Below are 15,557 nucleotides of genomic sequence, written 5' to 3'. Positions count from 1 at the left end.
AGATGCCCCGGCCTAGGCCCAATTCCATAAGACGGGACGGATAAACCCTGCCACAATGGGGGTGACCTGATGATGTAGTCGGCTGTTCCTGTGCCATGGCCCATACCGTTACCTTGACTGAAACTCACCTGCACACCTTAGACTTGACCCCAGCGGTGGAGGTGATAGAGCCTTTACTAGCTGCGGGTAAAGCCCTGGAAGAGGATGTCAACCTACGCTTTGTGGTGAAGATAGACCGAGACCCCACAGACCCCAGAGAATTGTCTGAACTGCCAGAGGTGCGTCTGTGGTTTATTCGCTTAGATAGTCGCTATCCTTGGTTGCCGCTGCTGCTGGACTGGGAAGCAGGGGAACTGGGGCGTTATGCGGCCATGTTAGTCCCCCACCAGTTCAGCCCAACGGAAGGGATTCGCTATAACCCCGAGGCCCTGGAAATTTTTATGATGCAGAAAATCTTCGCGATCGCCGCCTGGCTCAAATCCCAGGGCATTGGCCGCTACACTCGGCTGAAATTCATGACCCAAATGCTGGGCTATGATATTGACGATGGTCTGTTTGACCTGCTGAAATAGCTATCTCTCTGCCCCCGAGGTGTGCTTATGACCGTGGAAACACGGATGGATATTCCGCTCGTTGACTTTTCCGTTTTTCTCAGAGATGACCCCCAGGGACAGCGCCAAGGGGCGGCTGAGATTTATCGGGCTTGTCACCAGGTCGGCTTTTTGTACCTGACCAACCACGGTATTCCCCAATCGTCTATTGATCAAGCCTTTCAGCGATCGCAGCGGTTTTTTGCCCTTCCCCTAAAAGAAAAGCAGACCCTGGCCTGGTCCAACGAATTTAGCAACCGCGGCTATGTGGGGCTAGAGCGGGAGCGGTTGGACGAAACCCAACCTGGAGATTTAAAAGAAGCCTTCAACATGGGACGGGAGGCCAGCGCCGAGGAAGCCGCCGCCCGGGGAGCCGCCCTGGTGCAAAACTGCTGGCCCGTCGGCCAGGAGGACTTTCGGATCGGCACCCAAGCTTTTTTTGACACCTGTGCCACAGCCGCCGACCGGATCTTTCGCGCCTTTGCCCTGGCCCTGGGAATGCCCGAAACCTTTTTTGTCCATCAGCATGCCACCCATAACTACACCCTGCGACTGCTGCACTACCCGCCCCTGGCAACCCTCCCCAAGCCGGGTCAAATTCGGGCTGGGGCTCACTCTGACTATGGCACCCTGACCCTACTCTTTCAGGATGATGTGGGTGGGCTAGAGGTGCTGAACCATCAAGGGGAATGGATAGCCGCCCCCGCGCTTCCCGGTACAGTCCTGATCAACACTGGCGACTTGACCGAACGCTGGAGTAATGGCGTGTTTCGCTCGACCAAACACCGAGTGGGGCTGCCCCAGGGCGACAAAACTCAGCGCCATCGTTACTCGATCGCCTTTTTTTGCCAACCCGACGCCGACGCGGAGATTGTCTGCCTGCCCACCTGTCAGAGCGCCGACAATCCACCCAAGTATCCGCCGATTACCTCTGGTGAGCATTTGATGCAACGGTTGCAGGTCACCTATTAAGGGGGTATCGGGTGTCGGGATTGCGGTTCACGGTCTACGGTTCACGGTTCACGGTTTCGCCCTTCACCGTAGACCCGACACCTAAAACCTGACACCTAAAACCTGTCCCCTATTCCCTGTCCCCTGCCCCCTAACACCTTTCAAAAGGTAGCGAGGATGTCACTTTTTGTCCGAAAATTGGTGTTCCCTTAATGTCAGCAATGGTGTGAGAAAACTATGACGCTACGACTTTTTTCTGGGGCGGTGGGGCGATCGCTGGTGGCGGTGGTGGCGACGGTGCCGCTGCTGACGTTGGCGGCCTGTGGGAATGGAACGACGCCGACTGATACGGCAGAGACCACTGCCGATACAACCGAAGCGCCTGCCGAGGCTGAATCTCCCCGGTTGGCCCTAGTCCTGAGCGGCTCATCCACAGACCAGTCCTGGGATCAGGCAGCCTACGATGCTGGCGAAGCCCTGAGGGCCGACGGGGTGGACGTGGCCGTGTCGGAAGCGGTGGACCCGGCCAATGTGGCGGCGGTGTTGCGTCAATATGCCGAGCAGGGCTACGACTTGATTGTGGCCCACTCCTTCAGCTATCAAGATGCGGTGTTTCAGGTGGCCCAAGAGTTTCCAGATGTCAACTTTGCCTGGGCCGGGGGCATTGACGGCACCGCTGAAAATGTAGCCGACTATGACCAACCCTTTTACCAGGGGGCTTACCTGGTAGGCCTGATTGCCGCCGAACTAAGTGAAACCGGGCAACTCGGAGCCCTCTATGGGTTTGATATTCCAGTCTGTCACGCCATGGGGGAGGCGATGCTGGCGGGGGCTCAGTCGGTGCGCCCTGACACCACCCTGACCAGTGCCGCCGTGGGGGACTGGTACGACGTGGCCAAGGCCAAAGAGGCGGCCCTCTCCCAAGCGGAGACTGGGGTTGACTACTGGATTGGCTGCGGCCAGGGGCCTACCCTGGGCCAAATTGAGGCGGCCAAAGAGGTGGATGGGTTTGCCACTAGTTACGTGGGGGATATGTCGTCCCTAGGACCCGATGTGGTCGCGGCCAACCTGCTCTGGAACATGGTGCCCCTGTTTCAACAGATGCTGGAGGACACAGCGGCAGGCACCTTTGCTGACCAGTTCTACAGCCTCGGGGTGCCAGAGGATGTGATTCAAGTCGAAGTTACCTCGGCCTTTGCAGACCAGGTGGGTGAGGATACGATCGCTGCGATCGACACCACCAAGGCAGAGATTGCGGCGGGTACCAAAGAAGTGCCTTTTGTCCCTCAGTAGTGTGCCTAGGAGTAGTGTGCCTAGGCACACGTCAAGACGGTTACTTCGACTGAATGACTTTGACTGAGTTAATCAGTATCGCCAAAATCAAATCCAAGTTCAGCCCTGGAGTGCTGTCTGTGGGAAAACGCCAGCTCCCGAGCTGGACTTGGTCTAGGTGTTGGTGCGCTATCCCTGGAAGAGTTTTGCCAGTTGGATCTCTACCCAACTGGTGCGCTGGGGCTATCTACTTACAGATCAAGCTGATGATGACGAGGTTAGCCAGCAGGTACTTCTTACTGATTCGAGATGTGACACCTTCGGAGTTGATGTCAGGTTACTTCAAGCTGGGTAGGGTGTGAGCAGAACTAGATCAATGCTGACCGAGTTAATTGCCCAGGTGCGACCGGCTTTGGGCTTGGGGCAGAAACAAGATATTCAAACGGCGGCGGCCCATCTAGGGCGCTACGTGCCCCACAACCAAACCGGCTCCCCAATCTGGCTGGGGGATGACTGTGCTGCCATCCCCGATGGGCAGGGCTACTTATTGCTGGCTGCCGAGGGTTTGTGGCCCCCCCTGGTGGTAAGCGACCCCTGGTTTGCAGGCTGGTGCGGGGTACTGGTCAACGTCAGCGATATCTATGCCATGGGGGGGCGGCCCTTGGCGGTGGTGGATGCCCTGTGGAGCCCGTCCACCGAGCAGGCAGATCAGCTCTGGCAAGGGATGGTGGCGGCTTCCCAGGCGTTTAACGTGCCAATTGTGGGCGGGCACACCAATTGCCACAGCCCCTATGGCGCTCTGTCGGTGGCTATTCTGGGTCGGGCTACCCAACTGCTCTCCAGTTTTGCGGCCCAACCGGGCCAGGTGCTGGTGCTGGCCACCCAGCTCACGGGCCAATTACATCCCCAGTACCCTTTTTGGGATGCCGCTACCCAGGCGGAACCTGCGGCTCTACAACGCCAGTTGGGGCTGTTGCCTTATTTGGCGGAGCAGGGGCTGTGTGGAGCAGGGAAGGATGTCAGCATGGGCGGCATCCTGGGAACGGCGTTGATGCTGTTGGAAACCTCCGGCTGTGGGGCTGTGCTGGATGTGGCGGCCATTCCTCGCCCTGCTACGGTCCCGTTAGCTACCTGGCTGCGGTGTTTTCCCAGCTATGGGTTTTTGCTGAGTGTGCCACCGGCCCACTTGCAGACGGTGCAAAGGTGCTTTGCACAGGAGGGGGTTACCTGCCAGGCGATTGGGCAGATGGTGAATCAGCCCCAGCTGATCCTAAAATCTGGGACAGAAACAGAAGTGTTTTGGGATCTGTCCGCCCAGCCCCTGACTGGTTTTACCACCCCCGCCCCCCCTGCCCATGGGATCGCGCCATGAACATTGCCCTGCTCACCTACTCCACCAAGCCCCGGGGCAGCGTTGTCCATACCTGGGAATTGGCCACCGCTCTGCACCAGTTGGGCCATGCCGTGGCTATTTATGCCCTTGACAAGGATGGCCAGGGCTGCAATTACTCCCTTCCCTGTGGGTTTTACGGTATTCCCGCTGGCCCGCCCCCCGCAGCCCTCGATGACCTGATTCGCCAGCGGATCCAGGAATTTGTCGATTTTTTGGGGCAGGTCAAAGAAACCTACGATGTTTACCACGCCCAGGACTGCATTGGGGCCAATGCCCTGGTACAGCTTCGGCAGCAAGGGATAGTGCCCCACGTGGTGCGTACCGTACACCATGTGGAAGACTATGCCAGTCCTTACCTGCGCCAGTGCCAGGACACCTCAATTCGCCAGGCGGATTTGTGTCTGTGTGTGAGCGATCGCTGGCAGCGCGCCCTGGCCCAGGACTACAGTCTGGCGGCAATGCGGGTGGTGAATGGGGTGAACCAAGACCGCTTTAGTCCCCACCCCCAGGCAGAGGATGCCTGCCTCAGAGCCACCTATGGCCTCACGGGGCATCCCATTTACCTAACGGTGGGGGGCATTGAACCCCGGAAAAACTCTATTGCCCTACTGGCAGCATTTGCCCAGGTGCGATCGCAATATCCCCAGGCCCAGTTGGTGATCGCTGGGGGGGCCACCCTGTTTGACTACCAACCCTACCGGGACCAATTTTTCCAACAGCTTGCCAGCCTGGGGTTGGCCGTGGGTACTGATTTGATCTTGCCGGGGGTGGTGCCCGATGCCGAATTGCCAGGGCTATACCGCAGTGCCGATGTGTTTTGCTTTCCTTCTGTCAAGGAAGGCTGGGGGCTGGTGGTGCTAGAGGCGATCGCCGCTGGTCTGCCTGTGGTTACCGCTAACGAGCCTCCCTTCACCGAGTTCTTGGCCCCAGACCAAGCCCTGCTGGTGCCACCCCAGTCAGTCCCGGCCCTAGCCCAGGCCATGGTTGCCGCCGCCCAACCGACCCAGGCCCAGGCCCTAGTGCAACATAGCCAAACCCTATTGTCTCAATACACCTGGCAAACCTCGGCCCGGCAGCACCTAGCGGCTTACCAGTCCCTTTGACCCTACCAAGCCCTCGGTTCAAAATCGGCATCGTTGAGGATAACCATGGTCTCCCCGGATTGGGCTAAGACGAACAACCCCTGACGATAGGCATAGCGATCGGCCCCCTGGTCAAAAGCGATTCCGGCCACCGCACCATAGAGTTGTCGCTCAGCATGTTCCGGGAAAAAGTGGTGAAACTGTTGCAAGTCCGCTACAAACTCCTTGACATCCTCAACGCTCAGGGTACTTTTCACCTCCACCGCCAAGACATGGTCCTGGTTCTGCACCAGCACGTCAATTTCCAAGGTGTCGCCATCGCGGATCTTTTGCACCCGCTGGCTGACCTGATGCACAGGAATACCCCGATCCAGAAATAGGGTCTTACAGGCTGGGGCTACCAGGTTTTCCACAAACAGTCCCCACTTCCCGCCCAAGGCACCCAACTGTTGATTCACTTGGCGATTGGCCCGCTCCATATCCTGGCGCGTTTCTTGAACAATGCGCTCCGTTTCTTGATGACTGAGCGCCATGGACTGGCGCATTTCCTGGAACTTGCGGTCAGTTTCCTGGAACTTGCGGTCAGTTTCTTGGAACTGGCGAGTCGTTTCTTTTTGGGCTTCGACCAGTTCTGCCAGCAATCGCCATACATCGTCTGCTGTGGTGGCCATGGGTACTGTCGGTGTAGTCTTCAACACCTTAATTCTACTGGATACCCTTGGCTCCAATGCCAGGGAAACCTTGGGTGTTTTACGGAGTTGGCTACAGGCTACAGTGTCCAAATTATGGTTTTTCCTGCTTCCAGCAACTAACGCCGTTCGGTCGGGGGCTCCTGGAGTGCCAGAGTAACTAGCCGTCGCGCCACATCAAAGCCCTGGTGCAAGCGAGCCGTATCCTGGTGCAGTTTGCCCATCAGCATAGCGCCTTCGAGCACGGTCATAATTTGCCCAGCCAGAATGTCTGGATTAGTATCAGCGGTGAGCTGTGCTTGACCCTGTTTCAATCGATCGGCGATCGCCCCTTCCCACTGACTAAACACCTGAGCCAGATGCTGCCGAAAGCTAGGATCCTGCTCTACTAAATCAACAATTAAATTACCCAGTAGGCAACCGCCACAGAAGGGTTCTTTGTGTTGCTTTTGCTCCAGTACGTCGAGAATCCAAAACAGCTGATCAATGGGCGACTCGTAGTGCTCCTGTGATGGCTCTAGGACATTCGTCTTCAGCTTTTCCCATTCAAAATCAATCAGGGCATGGCCCAGCTCTTGTTTAGAGGAAAAATAGTTGTAAAAGCTGCCCGAGGAAGCACCACTCAGGTGAAATAACTTGCTCAGTCCGGTAGCGGTCAGCCCATGGCGATGAACCGTATCAATCACCGATTCCAGGATGTCTTCACGGGTGCGTTTGAGGTTTACCATAGTCAACCCGATACGATGTCGGTTTTGTTTAGAAAATTACCCTAGCAGGCCGCTGGATACAGCCCCTGATGCTACCAACGCGGGATTATACCAAGTCTAGTTCGAGATCTATAGTTGCCCACAAATAAAAAGTTGCCCACAAATAAAACTCTAATTTTTAACGGGGCTACTGAGCTTGAACTGAGTGTAAACCGGAACAACACCTCAAAACCTGGGGCATTGACCGGATTCTAACGCTCAAAAGTAGACAGGGCTGAGCAAGCCCCACATTTGGCACAGCCCGCTCTAATCCGCTCTGAGGTCATACCTGCAGCCTGCAGTAAGTCACTCACCTGCTGATAGAGGGCAAACATAAACTCAGTGCTGGGGGCCGGATGTTGGGCTAGGGGGGTGTCGGTGATGGGCACAAAGGGCACCACAAAGGGATATACCCCCAGTTGAATCAGGCGATCGCTGGTGGCTACCAAGCCCCTCCCTGGCGCCCAGCCACCCCGGGGGTAGCCTCTCCCAGGTGTAAGCCCCGGGTTTGCAGTTCCGTAATTAACCGTTGGTGTTCCATGGTGGAGAGAGGTGGTTGAGCGAGCATAACATCAAGCGGCCAAAAGGCTCAGGGATGGCCACGCCTGCCGCACGCCTAGGACTCCGAGGGGACGGTTTCCGGCAGCGGATCGGGGTCGTCTAGTGTGGGGGGGGGGCAGGCGCAGTGGCATCGGGGACTGGGCGGGCCATGGGCTGCATAACGCTCCACGCCTGTTGGTTGACCTGGAGTTGGAGCAGGTCGGGCCGAGCATAGTGGCCTACGACATCCATCATCCGCTTGCGCTTGAAAATCATCGAGAAGTCTAAATCCGCGATCGCCATCCCTTCTCCTGCCGTAATGGGATCGCCAATGATTTCCCCTTGCGGGTTAATAATAGCGGTAAAGCAACCTCCCTGAAGAAATTTATGGTGCCTGGGGCAAGGGCCTAGTTCTGTATCTCTACATACAGCTTTTACGGTTCAGTTTGCCTAATCTTGATTTAGATAGACTTTTCTATTTGGTGAGATCATGGCAAACGTAACAACCTCCTTGACACCCATTCCCACTGACGGATTGAAAGATCTGGGGGAAAAGAACCGGGCTAACTCGGCTGATAAGACCTTGACGGTCAAAACCGTTTGCGAAGGCAAATTTCGCAGCCTCAATTTTGCCCGCGATCTCTCGCCTTTTGTGATTGACGAGCCCCCTGGGTTACTGGGGGGCAACACCGCCCCTAACCCCTCGGAAATTGTGCTGGGGGCGTTTGGGTCTTGCCTGGCGGTTGCGCCTACGTCCATGGCAGCGCCCCAGATCGAAAGCTGCGGGAGGCGTACTTCATCGCCATTGTCACCCCGGCCCTGAAGCACCTGAAAAAACTGTTGAGTTCGTTGCCAGAGCCTGCCCTGGCCAGCAGTTTGTAGAGGGTTGGTTGATGGATGATGGGGGTCAAAACCCCCCACAGGCAGACCCAGGGTAGGAGGACTCGGTCACCCTGCTGCACAATTTTGACCATTGACTTATGGTGGTGATCACCGCCGCCCCTGTGGATCTTGCAGCTCGAGTTTTGCAAGCAGCCTGGGGGCAAAGAAAGTGAAAAATTTAGGGCCTTTGCCCTATTCTGGCTTGGCCTGGGCCTATTTCTGCTGGTGGCTGCTATGGTATTCTCCAAGCCTTTTGTCTCTAGCGATGTCTGACCCACCCGTTTCACCTGCGACTACTGCGATCGCCATGATCGACATCACCAAGCGATTCCCGGGGGTAGTCGCCAACCAGGGGGTCAACTTTGCCGTCCAGGGCGGTGAAATCCACGGCCTGCTGGGGGAAAATGGGGCTGGCAAAACCACCCTGATGAATATTCTCTGTGGCCTGTACCGGCCTGATCAGGGGCAGATTCAGCTGCAAGGGCGACCGGTGCAGTTTCATCGTCCGGCCGATGCGATCGCGGCGGGGATTGGCATGGTGCACCAGCACTTCCAGTTGGTGGAACGCTTTACCGTGGCCGAGAATCTGGTGCTGGGGGAACGTAAACAGCTGTGGCGGGATAATCCTAAACGGCTGCACCAGCGACTGCGGCAATTGGCCAGTCGCTACGGGTTAGATCTAGACCCAGCCATGCCGGTGTGGCAGCTGTCTGTGGGGCAGCAGCAGCGGGTGGAAATTCTCAAAGCCCTCTATCGCCAGGCCCGAGTGTTAATTCTCGATGAGCCCACGGCTGTACTCACCCCCCAGGAGACCCAGGGGTTAATCGCCACGCTGCAACAGTTGGCGGCCCAGGGGACCTCGATCATTTTTATCAGCCACAAGTTGAATGAGGTGTTGGCGGTCTGCGATCGGATCACTGTGCTGCGAGATGGCCAGACCATGGGTACCGTGGCCGCCGCCGACTGTGACACCCACCGCCTAGCCGAAATGATGGTAGGGCGAGAGGTGGACTTCACCCGTCCTGAGCGAGCTAGCCGCGATCGCCCTGAACCCAGATTGCGCTTAGAGGCGGTTTCCGTCCAGGGCCACCACCAGCGTCCGGCCCTAGACGCCATTTCCCTGACCGTCCACAGTGGGGAAATTGTCGGCATTGCCGGGGTCGATGGCAACGGTCAGCGAGAGCTAGAGGAGGTGATCGTCGGACTACGCCCCCCGAACCAGGGTACGATTCACAGCCAGGGCACCCTGGCCCACATTCCCTCCGATCGCTACACCATGGGGCTGATTGGGGCGTTTTCTGTCACCGAAAATCTGCTATTGCGCGATTATCGGTATCCGCCGTTTCAGCGACGGGGGATGCTGCGCCCCAAGGTGATGGCCCAACAGGCCATGACCCTGGTCAACGACTACCTGGTGCGGACTCCCTCGGTGCAGACCCCGAGCCGCCAGCTGTCAGGGGGGAATGCCCAGAAGGTCGTGATTGCCCGAGAACTTTCTCGCCAACCCCAGGTGATTCTGGCGGCCCAGCCCACCCGAGGCCTAGATGTGGGGGCCATTGACTATGTTCACGCTCAGTTGATGGCCCAGCGCGATGCCGGAGCCGCAATTCTGCTGATTTCCACTGAGCTCGATGAAATTTTGCGCTTGTGCGATCGCATTGCCGTGCTTTACGAAGGCCAGATCGTTGGCTGGGCCAACGCGGCCACCGCCAATGTCAATCACCTAGGACTGATGATGGCGGGCAAGCACCCCCCTGAAACCTTGTCTATCCCCATGGCCCATGACCGCTGATCCATCCCCCTTGGCCCCCACTTCCCTCAGCCCCCGGCTCAAGGCCTTGGCCCCGGCCTTAGGGGTCTTAATCGCCCTATTCCTTAGCAGCATCGTCATTGCCCTCAGCGGTGTGAACCCCCTAGAGGCCTATCAGACCTTCATGGCTGGTGCGTTCGGCGGTTCCCGTCAGATCACCGAAACCCTGCTCAAGGCCACACCGATCTTAATTATCGCCCTGGGGTTGACCATCGCCTTTCAAGCCCGGGTTTGGAATATCGGCGCAGAAGGGCAGTACCACATCGGTGCTCTGCTCGCCGGTACCGTCGCCCTGGTGCAGCCCGACCTCCCAGCCCCGATCATGATGCTCGCTATGGTGCTGGCCGGATTAGGGGGCGGGTTACTGTGGAGTCTGATCGCTGGCCTGCTGCAACTCAAGCGGGGAGTCAACTTGATTATTGGCACCTTGATGCTCAACTACATCGGCATTTTGCTGGTGCAGTATGTGGCCCGAGTTCCCCTGCGGGACCCCAACGGCTTTTTGCCCGAAACCGCCCGCTTTGCCGCCACCGCCCAACTGCCTCGCCTATTCGGCACCCGCCTGCACATTGGGGTTCTGCTGGCCCTGCTGCTGGTTCCTTTGACCTATTTACTGCTATGGCGCACGCCGTTGGGGTTTCGCCTCCGGGCCGTTGGCAACGGCCCCACCGTCGCCCGCAGCGTTGGCATTTGGCCCCACCGCCACAGGCTGATCGCCCTGCTCATTAGCGGTTCCCTTGCCGGTCTAGCGGGGATGATCGAAATTAGCTACACCTACCTCCGCCTGCGCCCTAATATTTCCGATGGCTATGGCTTCACCGGCATTTTGGTTGCCCTGCTAGGGCAGCTCAGCCCGATCGGCACCCTGATTGCCGCCGTCCTCTTTTCCGCCCTAGTCGTCGGCGCCCAAGCCCTGAATGTCACCCTGCAAGTCCCCGTCGCCGTCGCTGGCGTCCTGCAAGCTCTGCTCGTCCTAGGGGTCCTGGCTGGCAACGCGATCGCCAAACGCTAATTCCCGTTCTCGCCCATGTTCCCATTCCCCTTACCCGACCGGTGCATTGCGGCCCCAGGTTGACCGCCAATACCCAGACCCAAACCGCTAATGCACCCTACGAATCCAAAATCCAAAATCCAAAACTCCCCCCACCCCCCCATCCCCCCATCCCCCCACCACTCCCCATGCCCTGGCACCAAATCCTCACCCTGCCCTTCCTAATCGCTATCCTCACCGCTGGTATCCGTCTGGCGGTGCCTGTGCTGCTAGCGGTGCTGGGGGAAATTATCACCCAACTGTCTGGGGTGATGAACCTAGGGCTAGAGGGGGTGATGCTGATGGGTGCCCTGGCTGGATTTGCCACCACCGTTACCCTGGAAACCGCCAATCTTGACCCCACCCTGGCGGCCTGGGTAGGACTGGCCGCCGGGGCCGGAGCTGGCATGGTGATGGGATTGCTGATGGCGGTATTGGCCATTACCTGCCGAACGGATCAGGTGGTGGCTGGTATTACCCTGGTGCTCCTGGGCCAAAGCCTGTCCACCTATTTTTACAGAGCCTTTCCAGCTCTCACCCAGGCTCGGGTCAGCGGCATTTCCTCCTGGCCAATTCCTGGCTTAGCCGACCTCCCCTTTGTGGGCAGGGTGCTGTTTAACCACAATCCTGTGGTTTACCTGAGCGGGCTGCTGGTGATTCTCTGCGGCTGGCTGCTATATCGATCGAATTGGGGGCTGCTGATGCGGGCCACCGGGGAACATCCTGCGGCAGTGGAAAGCTCGGGTATGGATGTGACCCGCATTCGCTATCTCTGTACCCTGGTGGGCTCAGGACTGGCGGGCTTGGGGGGGGCTGTGCTGACCGTCGTGCAGCTGAATCTTTTTATCGAGGGAATCACCGCCGGGCGAGGGTGGATCGCCATTGCCCTGGTCTACTTTTCCCGCTGGCATCCCTCCCTTGCCCTGGCTGGAGCCTTGCTGTTTGGGGTTGCCGATGCGCTGCAATTTCGCCTGCAAGCCCTGGGCTCGGAGGATATTCCCTATGAGTTTTTTTTGATGCTGCCCTACGGACTGACGTTGATAGTGCTGGCCAGCTGTCGCCTACGGGACAAAACGCCAACTGCCCTAGGGATTCCCTACGTGAAGGGCGATCGCTAAGTTGAGTGGCTCCTGTCACCACGGCGATCTTTGCCTCAAGCTTTCCCATGGGTTTCTCTGTCTGGTTCCAAAATTGTGGCACCTACCTGTCATTCTGCCAGGGTTTGAGAAAACGCTTCTGAATCAGAATCATCCATGTCAATGGAGTCAGCCAGGGGGTGGAAATTTATCGTATTAATGCCGCTGGCAAATGGGAACTCACCCCGTATTTTCCTGAAGCTGACTCCGAGCCAATCACAGTGGAGTTTCCTAGCCTCAATTTTCAATGCGCGATCGCGGATATCTACGAAGACGTGAACTTCTCCCCAGAACCTGACACCTTTCTCCCGGCAAAACGCTAGAGACATCTATCCGTAAAAAAGCAGTTGGGGGATAAGCCCTTTGCCATCCTACGCTTTACCGATAAGCTGCTGGAGCGGCCCCTGTTGTGAAGTGGCGGTGGGTGTATGAGTTGAGGCTGGGTGGCTGAGGCTGAGTGGGGGTGCGATCGCGTAATTGCGATCGCGTAATACTGAGTTTAATTTCATTCTGGCTTCATGGCTGTTGCAAACTAGCGCTCGCCGGACATACGCTTAGGAATCTCTGACGTAAGTATGAACTGGTATGCCCAAGGCGAAGAATGTGTTCTTTGTGCCAGAGGCGGCGCGGTGGTCAGCGCTGAAGGCCTAGGCGAAGCAGCCAACGATTGGGCAATTGATAGATGAGTCAGAGGATGACGGGGTACCGTTTGAGGACAAGATGACGGCGTTGACGGCGAAACTGGCGGCGCAGATGAAGGAAGCCGCAGCGCTAGAGAGATTAAGATCCAATTAGCCAAGGTGGGTTTTGACCTGGAGGGGGTGATCTGATGACGTTGTTAGAAACCTTGCAAGACAAGCGGGAACAGGTTTTGGAAGTTGCCGCCAAACATGGGGCGTTTAATGTGCGGGTGTTTGGCTCAGTCGTGCGGGGGGAAGATACTCGCGAGAGCGACATTGATTTTTTGGTTGATTATGACCCAGAAAAGGTGACGCCCTGGTTCCCAGGGGGATTGCTGATGGACTTGCAGGATCTGTTGGGGCAAAGGGTGGATGTACTAACGGAACGGGGCATTAGTCCGCTAATTCGGGGACAGGTATTGGCGGACTAATGCCCCTATGACTGTCCATGATAACCGGATTTATCTGGAGCATATTTTGGATTGTGTGACGCTAATTCAGGACTATACACGCAATGGCAAGGCTGCGTTTATGGGAAGTGCTCTGGTGCAGGATGCGGTTTTGCGGCGTTTGCAAACGATGGCAGAATCGACCCAGCGATTGTCGGACGACCTGAAAAGGCAAGCGCCGGAGGTGGATTGGAGGGCGCTGTCTGGTTTTCGGAATGTGTTGGTGCATGACTACCTGGGTGGCATTGACTTGGCAGCGGGTTTGGGATGCGGTAGCGCTTTACCTGCCAGGGTTAGAAGCTGCGGTATAGATGCTGGCCACATAGTGACTGTGCAGGCCCACATCATTGCAGGCATCCCAGAACCCAGGCTCTGACTCCCAGAAAGGTTTGCCGTAGGCGGCTCTGAGGGCTGGCACGCCAGCATAGGCATTATTCACCAGCAGATCCGGTGGACTCAGGGGAGGATGTGAGCGTGCGCCCAGTGATATAGACCGTGGCTCCAGCTTCTCCCAGGCCGATAGCGATGCCTTTGCCCAAGCCTCGGGTAGCTCCAGTGACCAGGGCGATCGCCCCCTCAAGCGGCTTCATAGGTTTCTCTAGTAGCAGCCGTTAGTTCCGCCAGCTTTCGCTCACGCGCCAACGCCTCTATTATCACTGCTTTAGCCATGAAACTTCGCTATCCTCGCTATAGCGGCTCCAATAAAAGCATCACAGATTGGGCAGCCAAGGAGTATTCCATGTGGTGAACAAACCCCAGAACGACATGCCAGACTGTATTCAGCCGCTTACCCACCATTGGTTAATGTAGTCCTTAAGCACAGGCTGGAGCGTAAAGCCTAGGGTCGTTACACCCTTTGGTTGATGAACCTGTTGGCGCTCAATCAGGGCATGATTCCACAGACGAGATAGGGCTTCTAACACGCGCCGTTGGCGGTGCTGAGGGCATAGGCAAGCTGTCAGATCCTTAATCTCTAAGGGTTCGCCAGCAAGGGCTAACCAAACCAGTACTTCCAAATCCAGCGGTGTTAAACGACGACATTGCTGGTCTAGCAGGTCCCATCCATCGCCAAACAGGCGAATGTCCTGGTGCCAAAACTGACTCAAATTTCCCCCAAACATCTGCTGAATGGTGACAGCCACCAGTTTGAGCCAGAGGGGATTGCCCCCATAGTAATGAATCAGTTGTTGCCAGGCTTCTGTGGACCCACTCAACGATCCCATCGATTGCATTAACGGTTGGGCCTGATCTTGCTCCAGCCCCCTCAAGCTCAGGACCCGCGTCGACAGAGCCGTCATTTGGGTTGCGGTCAGGGGTGACTCACGGCTGGTGAGTAAACAACAGCTGCGGTGGGAAAATCGGGCAATGTGGGCCAGCAAATCGCCATAGCCACCGTAGCCTAGACGATAGTTGTCCTGACGCCGGGAGGGAATCTTGCCTGGCCTTAGCACAGTTTCAAAACCATCCAAGACAATCAAACAGCGGTGCTGCTCCATCGTGTTTAAGAGCTGACGTATCAACAACTCTGTATCAGCCCCTTCAGGGGGTAAACCAGGGGGAGATGATGTCCTACCCAGTAGTTCCCTTAGTAGATCTGGTAAGGGCGGGGCATGCTCTAAACTGCACCAAACCACATGTTCAAAGTCATGGTGCAGCGCCTTCACTAGGGCGATCGCCAGGGTTGTTTTACCGCTCCCCGCTAATCCTAAAATATTAATCAGTTGGCGGCGATCGCGCTCTGGGCCAGACTTTGAACTATCCCCTAAGATCCACTGCCGAAGCTGTGCGAGTTCCCGAGTGCGTCCATAGACCCGGCTAGTCTCCCCAAGTTGGTGCCAATCCTGGCAGAAATTGCAGAGCGGATAGCGGTGCTCCATGGAAACTTGACCTAGGGCTTGCCGCTGTTGCCATCGCCGTTGTACCACAGCTCTCACATTTTTTTTGGTAATTTTCTCCCCCAAAGCCTTAGACAGCTGACGCCACAGACGATGTCCCACATCGCGAATGTAGTCGTCGTTATATTTAAATTCATGGGCTATCTGCTGATAGGTTCTGCGTTCCCAGGCCTGTTGAAACACGAGCTCCTGAAGGGTATTCAGGCTGGAATCACGCAACAGTGAGGCTAAAAATAGCAACGCTGTTTCAGCATCAAGCCGTGGCGTTTGTGGTAAGAGCGGCACATAATCCGTCATGGAACCAAGCTATTAGTAGTTAATCTCTGTCTTACTTCTCTAATACACCGCCTCAGTAAAGGATTTCGGACATTGATTCAGATTCGGTAGATCGCAAAGTTCCCACTCTCAAGGG

Annotated in this window: 14 protein-coding genes and 5 pseudogenes; 12 read left to right on the top strand and 7 right to left on the bottom strand. The window is 56.8% G+C overall.

Annotated features, from left to right (window positions below; translation table 11 throughout):
- The first annotated feature begins 95 nt into the window (after nucleotides 1–95).
- From E1H13_RS03830 to E1H13_RS03810, 5 genes are all read left to right on the top strand, one after another.
- Nucleotides 96–572, top strand: a complete 477-nt coding sequence (locus tag E1H13_RS03830) for a CRR6 family NdhI maturation factor (protein ID WP_169612076.1) — start codon at nucleotides 96–98, stop codon at nucleotides 570–572.
- Between the two features lie 27 nt (nucleotides 573–599).
- Nucleotides 600–1,562: an isopenicillin N synthase family oxygenase gene (locus E1H13_RS03825; protein WP_206070000.1), complete on the top strand. Its 963-nt coding sequence runs from the start codon at nucleotides 600–602 to the stop codon at nucleotides 1,560–1,562.
- A gap of 216 nt (nucleotides 1,563–1,778) precedes the next feature.
- A complete protein-coding gene (locus E1H13_RS03820; RefSeq protein WP_169612075.1) occupies nucleotides 1,779–2,834 on the top strand; it encodes a BMP family protein in 1,056 nt (351 codons plus the stop codon).
- Between the two features lie 355 nt (nucleotides 2,835–3,189).
- The gene (locus E1H13_RS03815; RefSeq protein WP_169612074.1) at nucleotides 3,190–4,185 is read left to right on the top strand and encodes a sll0787 family AIR synthase-like protein; all 996 of its coding nucleotides are present in this window, start codon (nucleotides 3,190–3,192) and stop codon (nucleotides 4,183–4,185) included.
- A complete protein-coding gene (locus E1H13_RS03810) occupies nucleotides 4,182–5,309 on the top strand; it encodes an MSMEG_0565 family glycosyltransferase (RefSeq protein ID WP_169612073.1) in 1,128 nt (375 codons plus the stop codon). Before E1H13_RS03815 ends, E1H13_RS03810 begins: the two co-directional genes overlap by 4 nt.
- Before the next feature lie 2 nt (nucleotides 5,310–5,311).
- Here the strand turns inward: E1H13_RS03810 and E1H13_RS03805 are convergent, their stop codons facing one another.
- From E1H13_RS03805 to E1H13_RS03790, 5 genes and pseudogenes are all read right to left on the bottom strand, one after another.
- Nucleotides 5,312–5,959 carry a DUF3782 domain-containing protein gene (locus tag E1H13_RS03805; protein WP_169612072.1) on the bottom strand — a complete coding sequence of 216 codons (648 nt, stop codon included), beginning with the start codon at nucleotides 5,957–5,959 and terminating at the stop codon, nucleotides 5,312–5,314.
- Nucleotides 5,960–6,096: 137 nt separating this feature from the next.
- Nucleotides 6,097–6,705, bottom strand: coding sequence for a TetR/AcrR family transcriptional regulator (locus tag E1H13_RS03800; RefSeq protein ID WP_169612071.1), 609 nt, complete (start codon nucleotides 6,703–6,705; stop codon nucleotides 6,097–6,099).
- Nucleotides 6,706–6,935: 230 nt separating this feature from the next.
- Nucleotides 6,936–7,172, bottom strand: a pseudogene (locus tag E1H13_RS03795) (radical SAM protein); the annotation flags it as partial.
- Complete coding sequence (locus tag E1H13_RS27630) at nucleotides 7,166–7,291, bottom strand: hypothetical protein (RefSeq protein WP_256378484.1); 126 nt, start codon at nucleotides 7,289–7,291, stop codon at nucleotides 7,166–7,168. The gene E1H13_RS27630 and the pseudogene E1H13_RS03795, both read right to left, overlap by 7 nt.
- 92 nt (nucleotides 7,292–7,383) lie before the next feature.
- Nucleotides 7,384–7,650, bottom strand: a pseudogene (locus tag E1H13_RS03790) (aliphatic nitrilase); the annotation flags it as partial.
- Between the two features lie 360 nt (nucleotides 7,651–8,010).
- Here E1H13_RS03790 and E1H13_RS27870 point away from each other — a divergent pair.
- The 7 genes and pseudogenes from E1H13_RS27870 to E1H13_RS03755 form a co-directional block, all read left to right on the top strand.
- Nucleotides 8,011–8,145: pseudogene (locus E1H13_RS27870) on the top strand (acyl-CoA dehydrogenase); the annotation flags it as partial.
- A 265-nt stretch (nucleotides 8,146–8,410) separates the two neighbouring features.
- On the top strand, nucleotides 8,411–9,937 hold the full coding sequence (locus E1H13_RS03780; RefSeq protein WP_169612070.1) for an ABC transporter ATP-binding protein: 1,527 nt from the start codon (nucleotides 8,411–8,413) through the stop codon (nucleotides 9,935–9,937).
- Nucleotides 9,927–10,967, top strand: a complete 1,041-nt coding sequence (locus E1H13_RS03775) for an ABC transporter permease (protein WP_169612069.1) — start codon at nucleotides 9,927–9,929, stop codon at nucleotides 10,965–10,967. Before E1H13_RS03780 ends, E1H13_RS03775 begins: the two co-directional genes overlap by 11 nt.
- A 167-nt stretch (nucleotides 10,968–11,134) precedes the next feature.
- On the top strand, nucleotides 11,135–12,103 hold the full coding sequence (locus E1H13_RS03770; RefSeq protein ID WP_169612068.1) for an ABC transporter permease: 969 nt from the start codon (nucleotides 11,135–11,137) through the stop codon (nucleotides 12,101–12,103).
- A gap of 158 nt (nucleotides 12,104–12,261) precedes the next feature.
- Complete coding sequence (locus E1H13_RS03765) at nucleotides 12,262–12,444, top strand: hypothetical protein (RefSeq protein ID WP_169612067.1); 183 nt, start codon at nucleotides 12,262–12,264, stop codon at nucleotides 12,442–12,444.
- A 506-nt stretch (nucleotides 12,445–12,950) separates the two neighbouring features.
- Entirely contained in the window at nucleotides 12,951–13,232 is a 282-nt protein-coding gene (locus E1H13_RS03760) for a nucleotidyltransferase family protein (RefSeq protein WP_169612066.1), read from the top strand.
- Between the two features lie 7 nt (nucleotides 13,233–13,239).
- Nucleotides 13,240–13,561, top strand: a pseudogene (locus E1H13_RS03755) (HepT-like ribonuclease domain-containing protein).
- Here the strand turns inward: E1H13_RS03755 and E1H13_RS27865 are convergent.
- Nucleotides 13,552–13,840, bottom strand: a pseudogene (locus E1H13_RS27865) (short-chain dehydrogenase); the annotation flags it as partial. The pseudogenes E1H13_RS03755 and E1H13_RS27865 overlap by 10 nt on opposite strands.
- Nucleotides 13,841–14,029: 189 nt before the next feature.
- Nucleotides 14,030–15,442: an NB-ARC domain-containing protein gene (locus E1H13_RS03745; protein WP_169612065.1), complete on the bottom strand. Its 1,413-nt coding sequence runs from the start codon at nucleotides 15,440–15,442 to the stop codon at nucleotides 14,030–14,032.
- Nucleotides 15,443–15,557 lie beyond the last annotated feature (115 nt).

The organism is Nodosilinea sp. P-1105 (assembly GCF_012911975.1).
GTDB lineage: Bacteria > Cyanobacteriota > Cyanobacteriia > Phormidesmidales > Phormidesmidaceae > Nodosilinea.
Note: the sequence above shows the minus strand (reverse complement) of the source record. Positions and strands in the feature narration are given on the sequence as shown.

Bases quoted from the DNA above. Each gene is read 5' to 3' on its own strand.
- E1H13_RS03830 (WP_169612076.1), top strand. From the start codon at position 96: ATGGCCCATACCGTTACCTTGACTGAAACTCACCTGCACACCTTAGAC.
- E1H13_RS03825 (WP_206070000.1), top strand. From the start codon at position 600: ATGACCGTGGAAACACGGATGGATATTCCGCTCGTTGACTTTTCCGTT.
- E1H13_RS03820 (WP_169612075.1), top strand. From the start codon at position 1,779: ATGACGCTACGACTTTTTTCTGGGGCGGTGGGGCGATCGCTGGTGGCG.
- E1H13_RS03815 (WP_169612074.1), top strand. From the start codon at position 3,190: ATGCTGACCGAGTTAATTGCCCAGGTGCGACCGGCTTTGGGCTTGGGG.
- E1H13_RS03810 (WP_169612073.1), top strand. From the start codon at position 4,182: ATGAACATTGCCCTGCTCACCTACTCCACCAAGCCCCGGGGCAGCGTT.
- E1H13_RS03805 (WP_169612072.1), bottom strand. From the start codon at position 5,959: ATGGCCACCACAGCAGACGATGTATGGCGATTGCTGGCAGAACTGGTC.
- E1H13_RS03800 (WP_169612071.1), bottom strand. From the start codon at position 6,705: ATGGTAAACCTCAAACGCACCCGTGAAGACATCCTGGAATCGGTGATT.
- E1H13_RS27630 (WP_256378484.1), bottom strand. From the start codon at position 7,291: ATGCTCGCTCAACCACCTCTCTCCACCATGGAACACCAACGGTTAATT.
- E1H13_RS03780 (WP_169612070.1), top strand. From the start codon at position 8,411: ATGTCTGACCCACCCGTTTCACCTGCGACTACTGCGATCGCCATGATC.
- E1H13_RS03775 (WP_169612069.1), top strand. From the start codon at position 9,927: ATGACCGCTGATCCATCCCCCTTGGCCCCCACTTCCCTCAGCCCCCGG.
- E1H13_RS03770 (WP_169612068.1), top strand. From the start codon at position 11,135: ATGCCCTGGCACCAAATCCTCACCCTGCCCTTCCTAATCGCTATCCTC.
- E1H13_RS03760 (WP_169612066.1), top strand. From the start codon at position 12,951: ATGACGTTGTTAGAAACCTTGCAAGACAAGCGGGAACAGGTTTTGGAA.
- E1H13_RS03745 (WP_169612065.1), bottom strand. From the start codon at position 15,442: ATGACGGATTATGTGCCGCTCTTACCACAAACGCCACGGCTTGATGCT.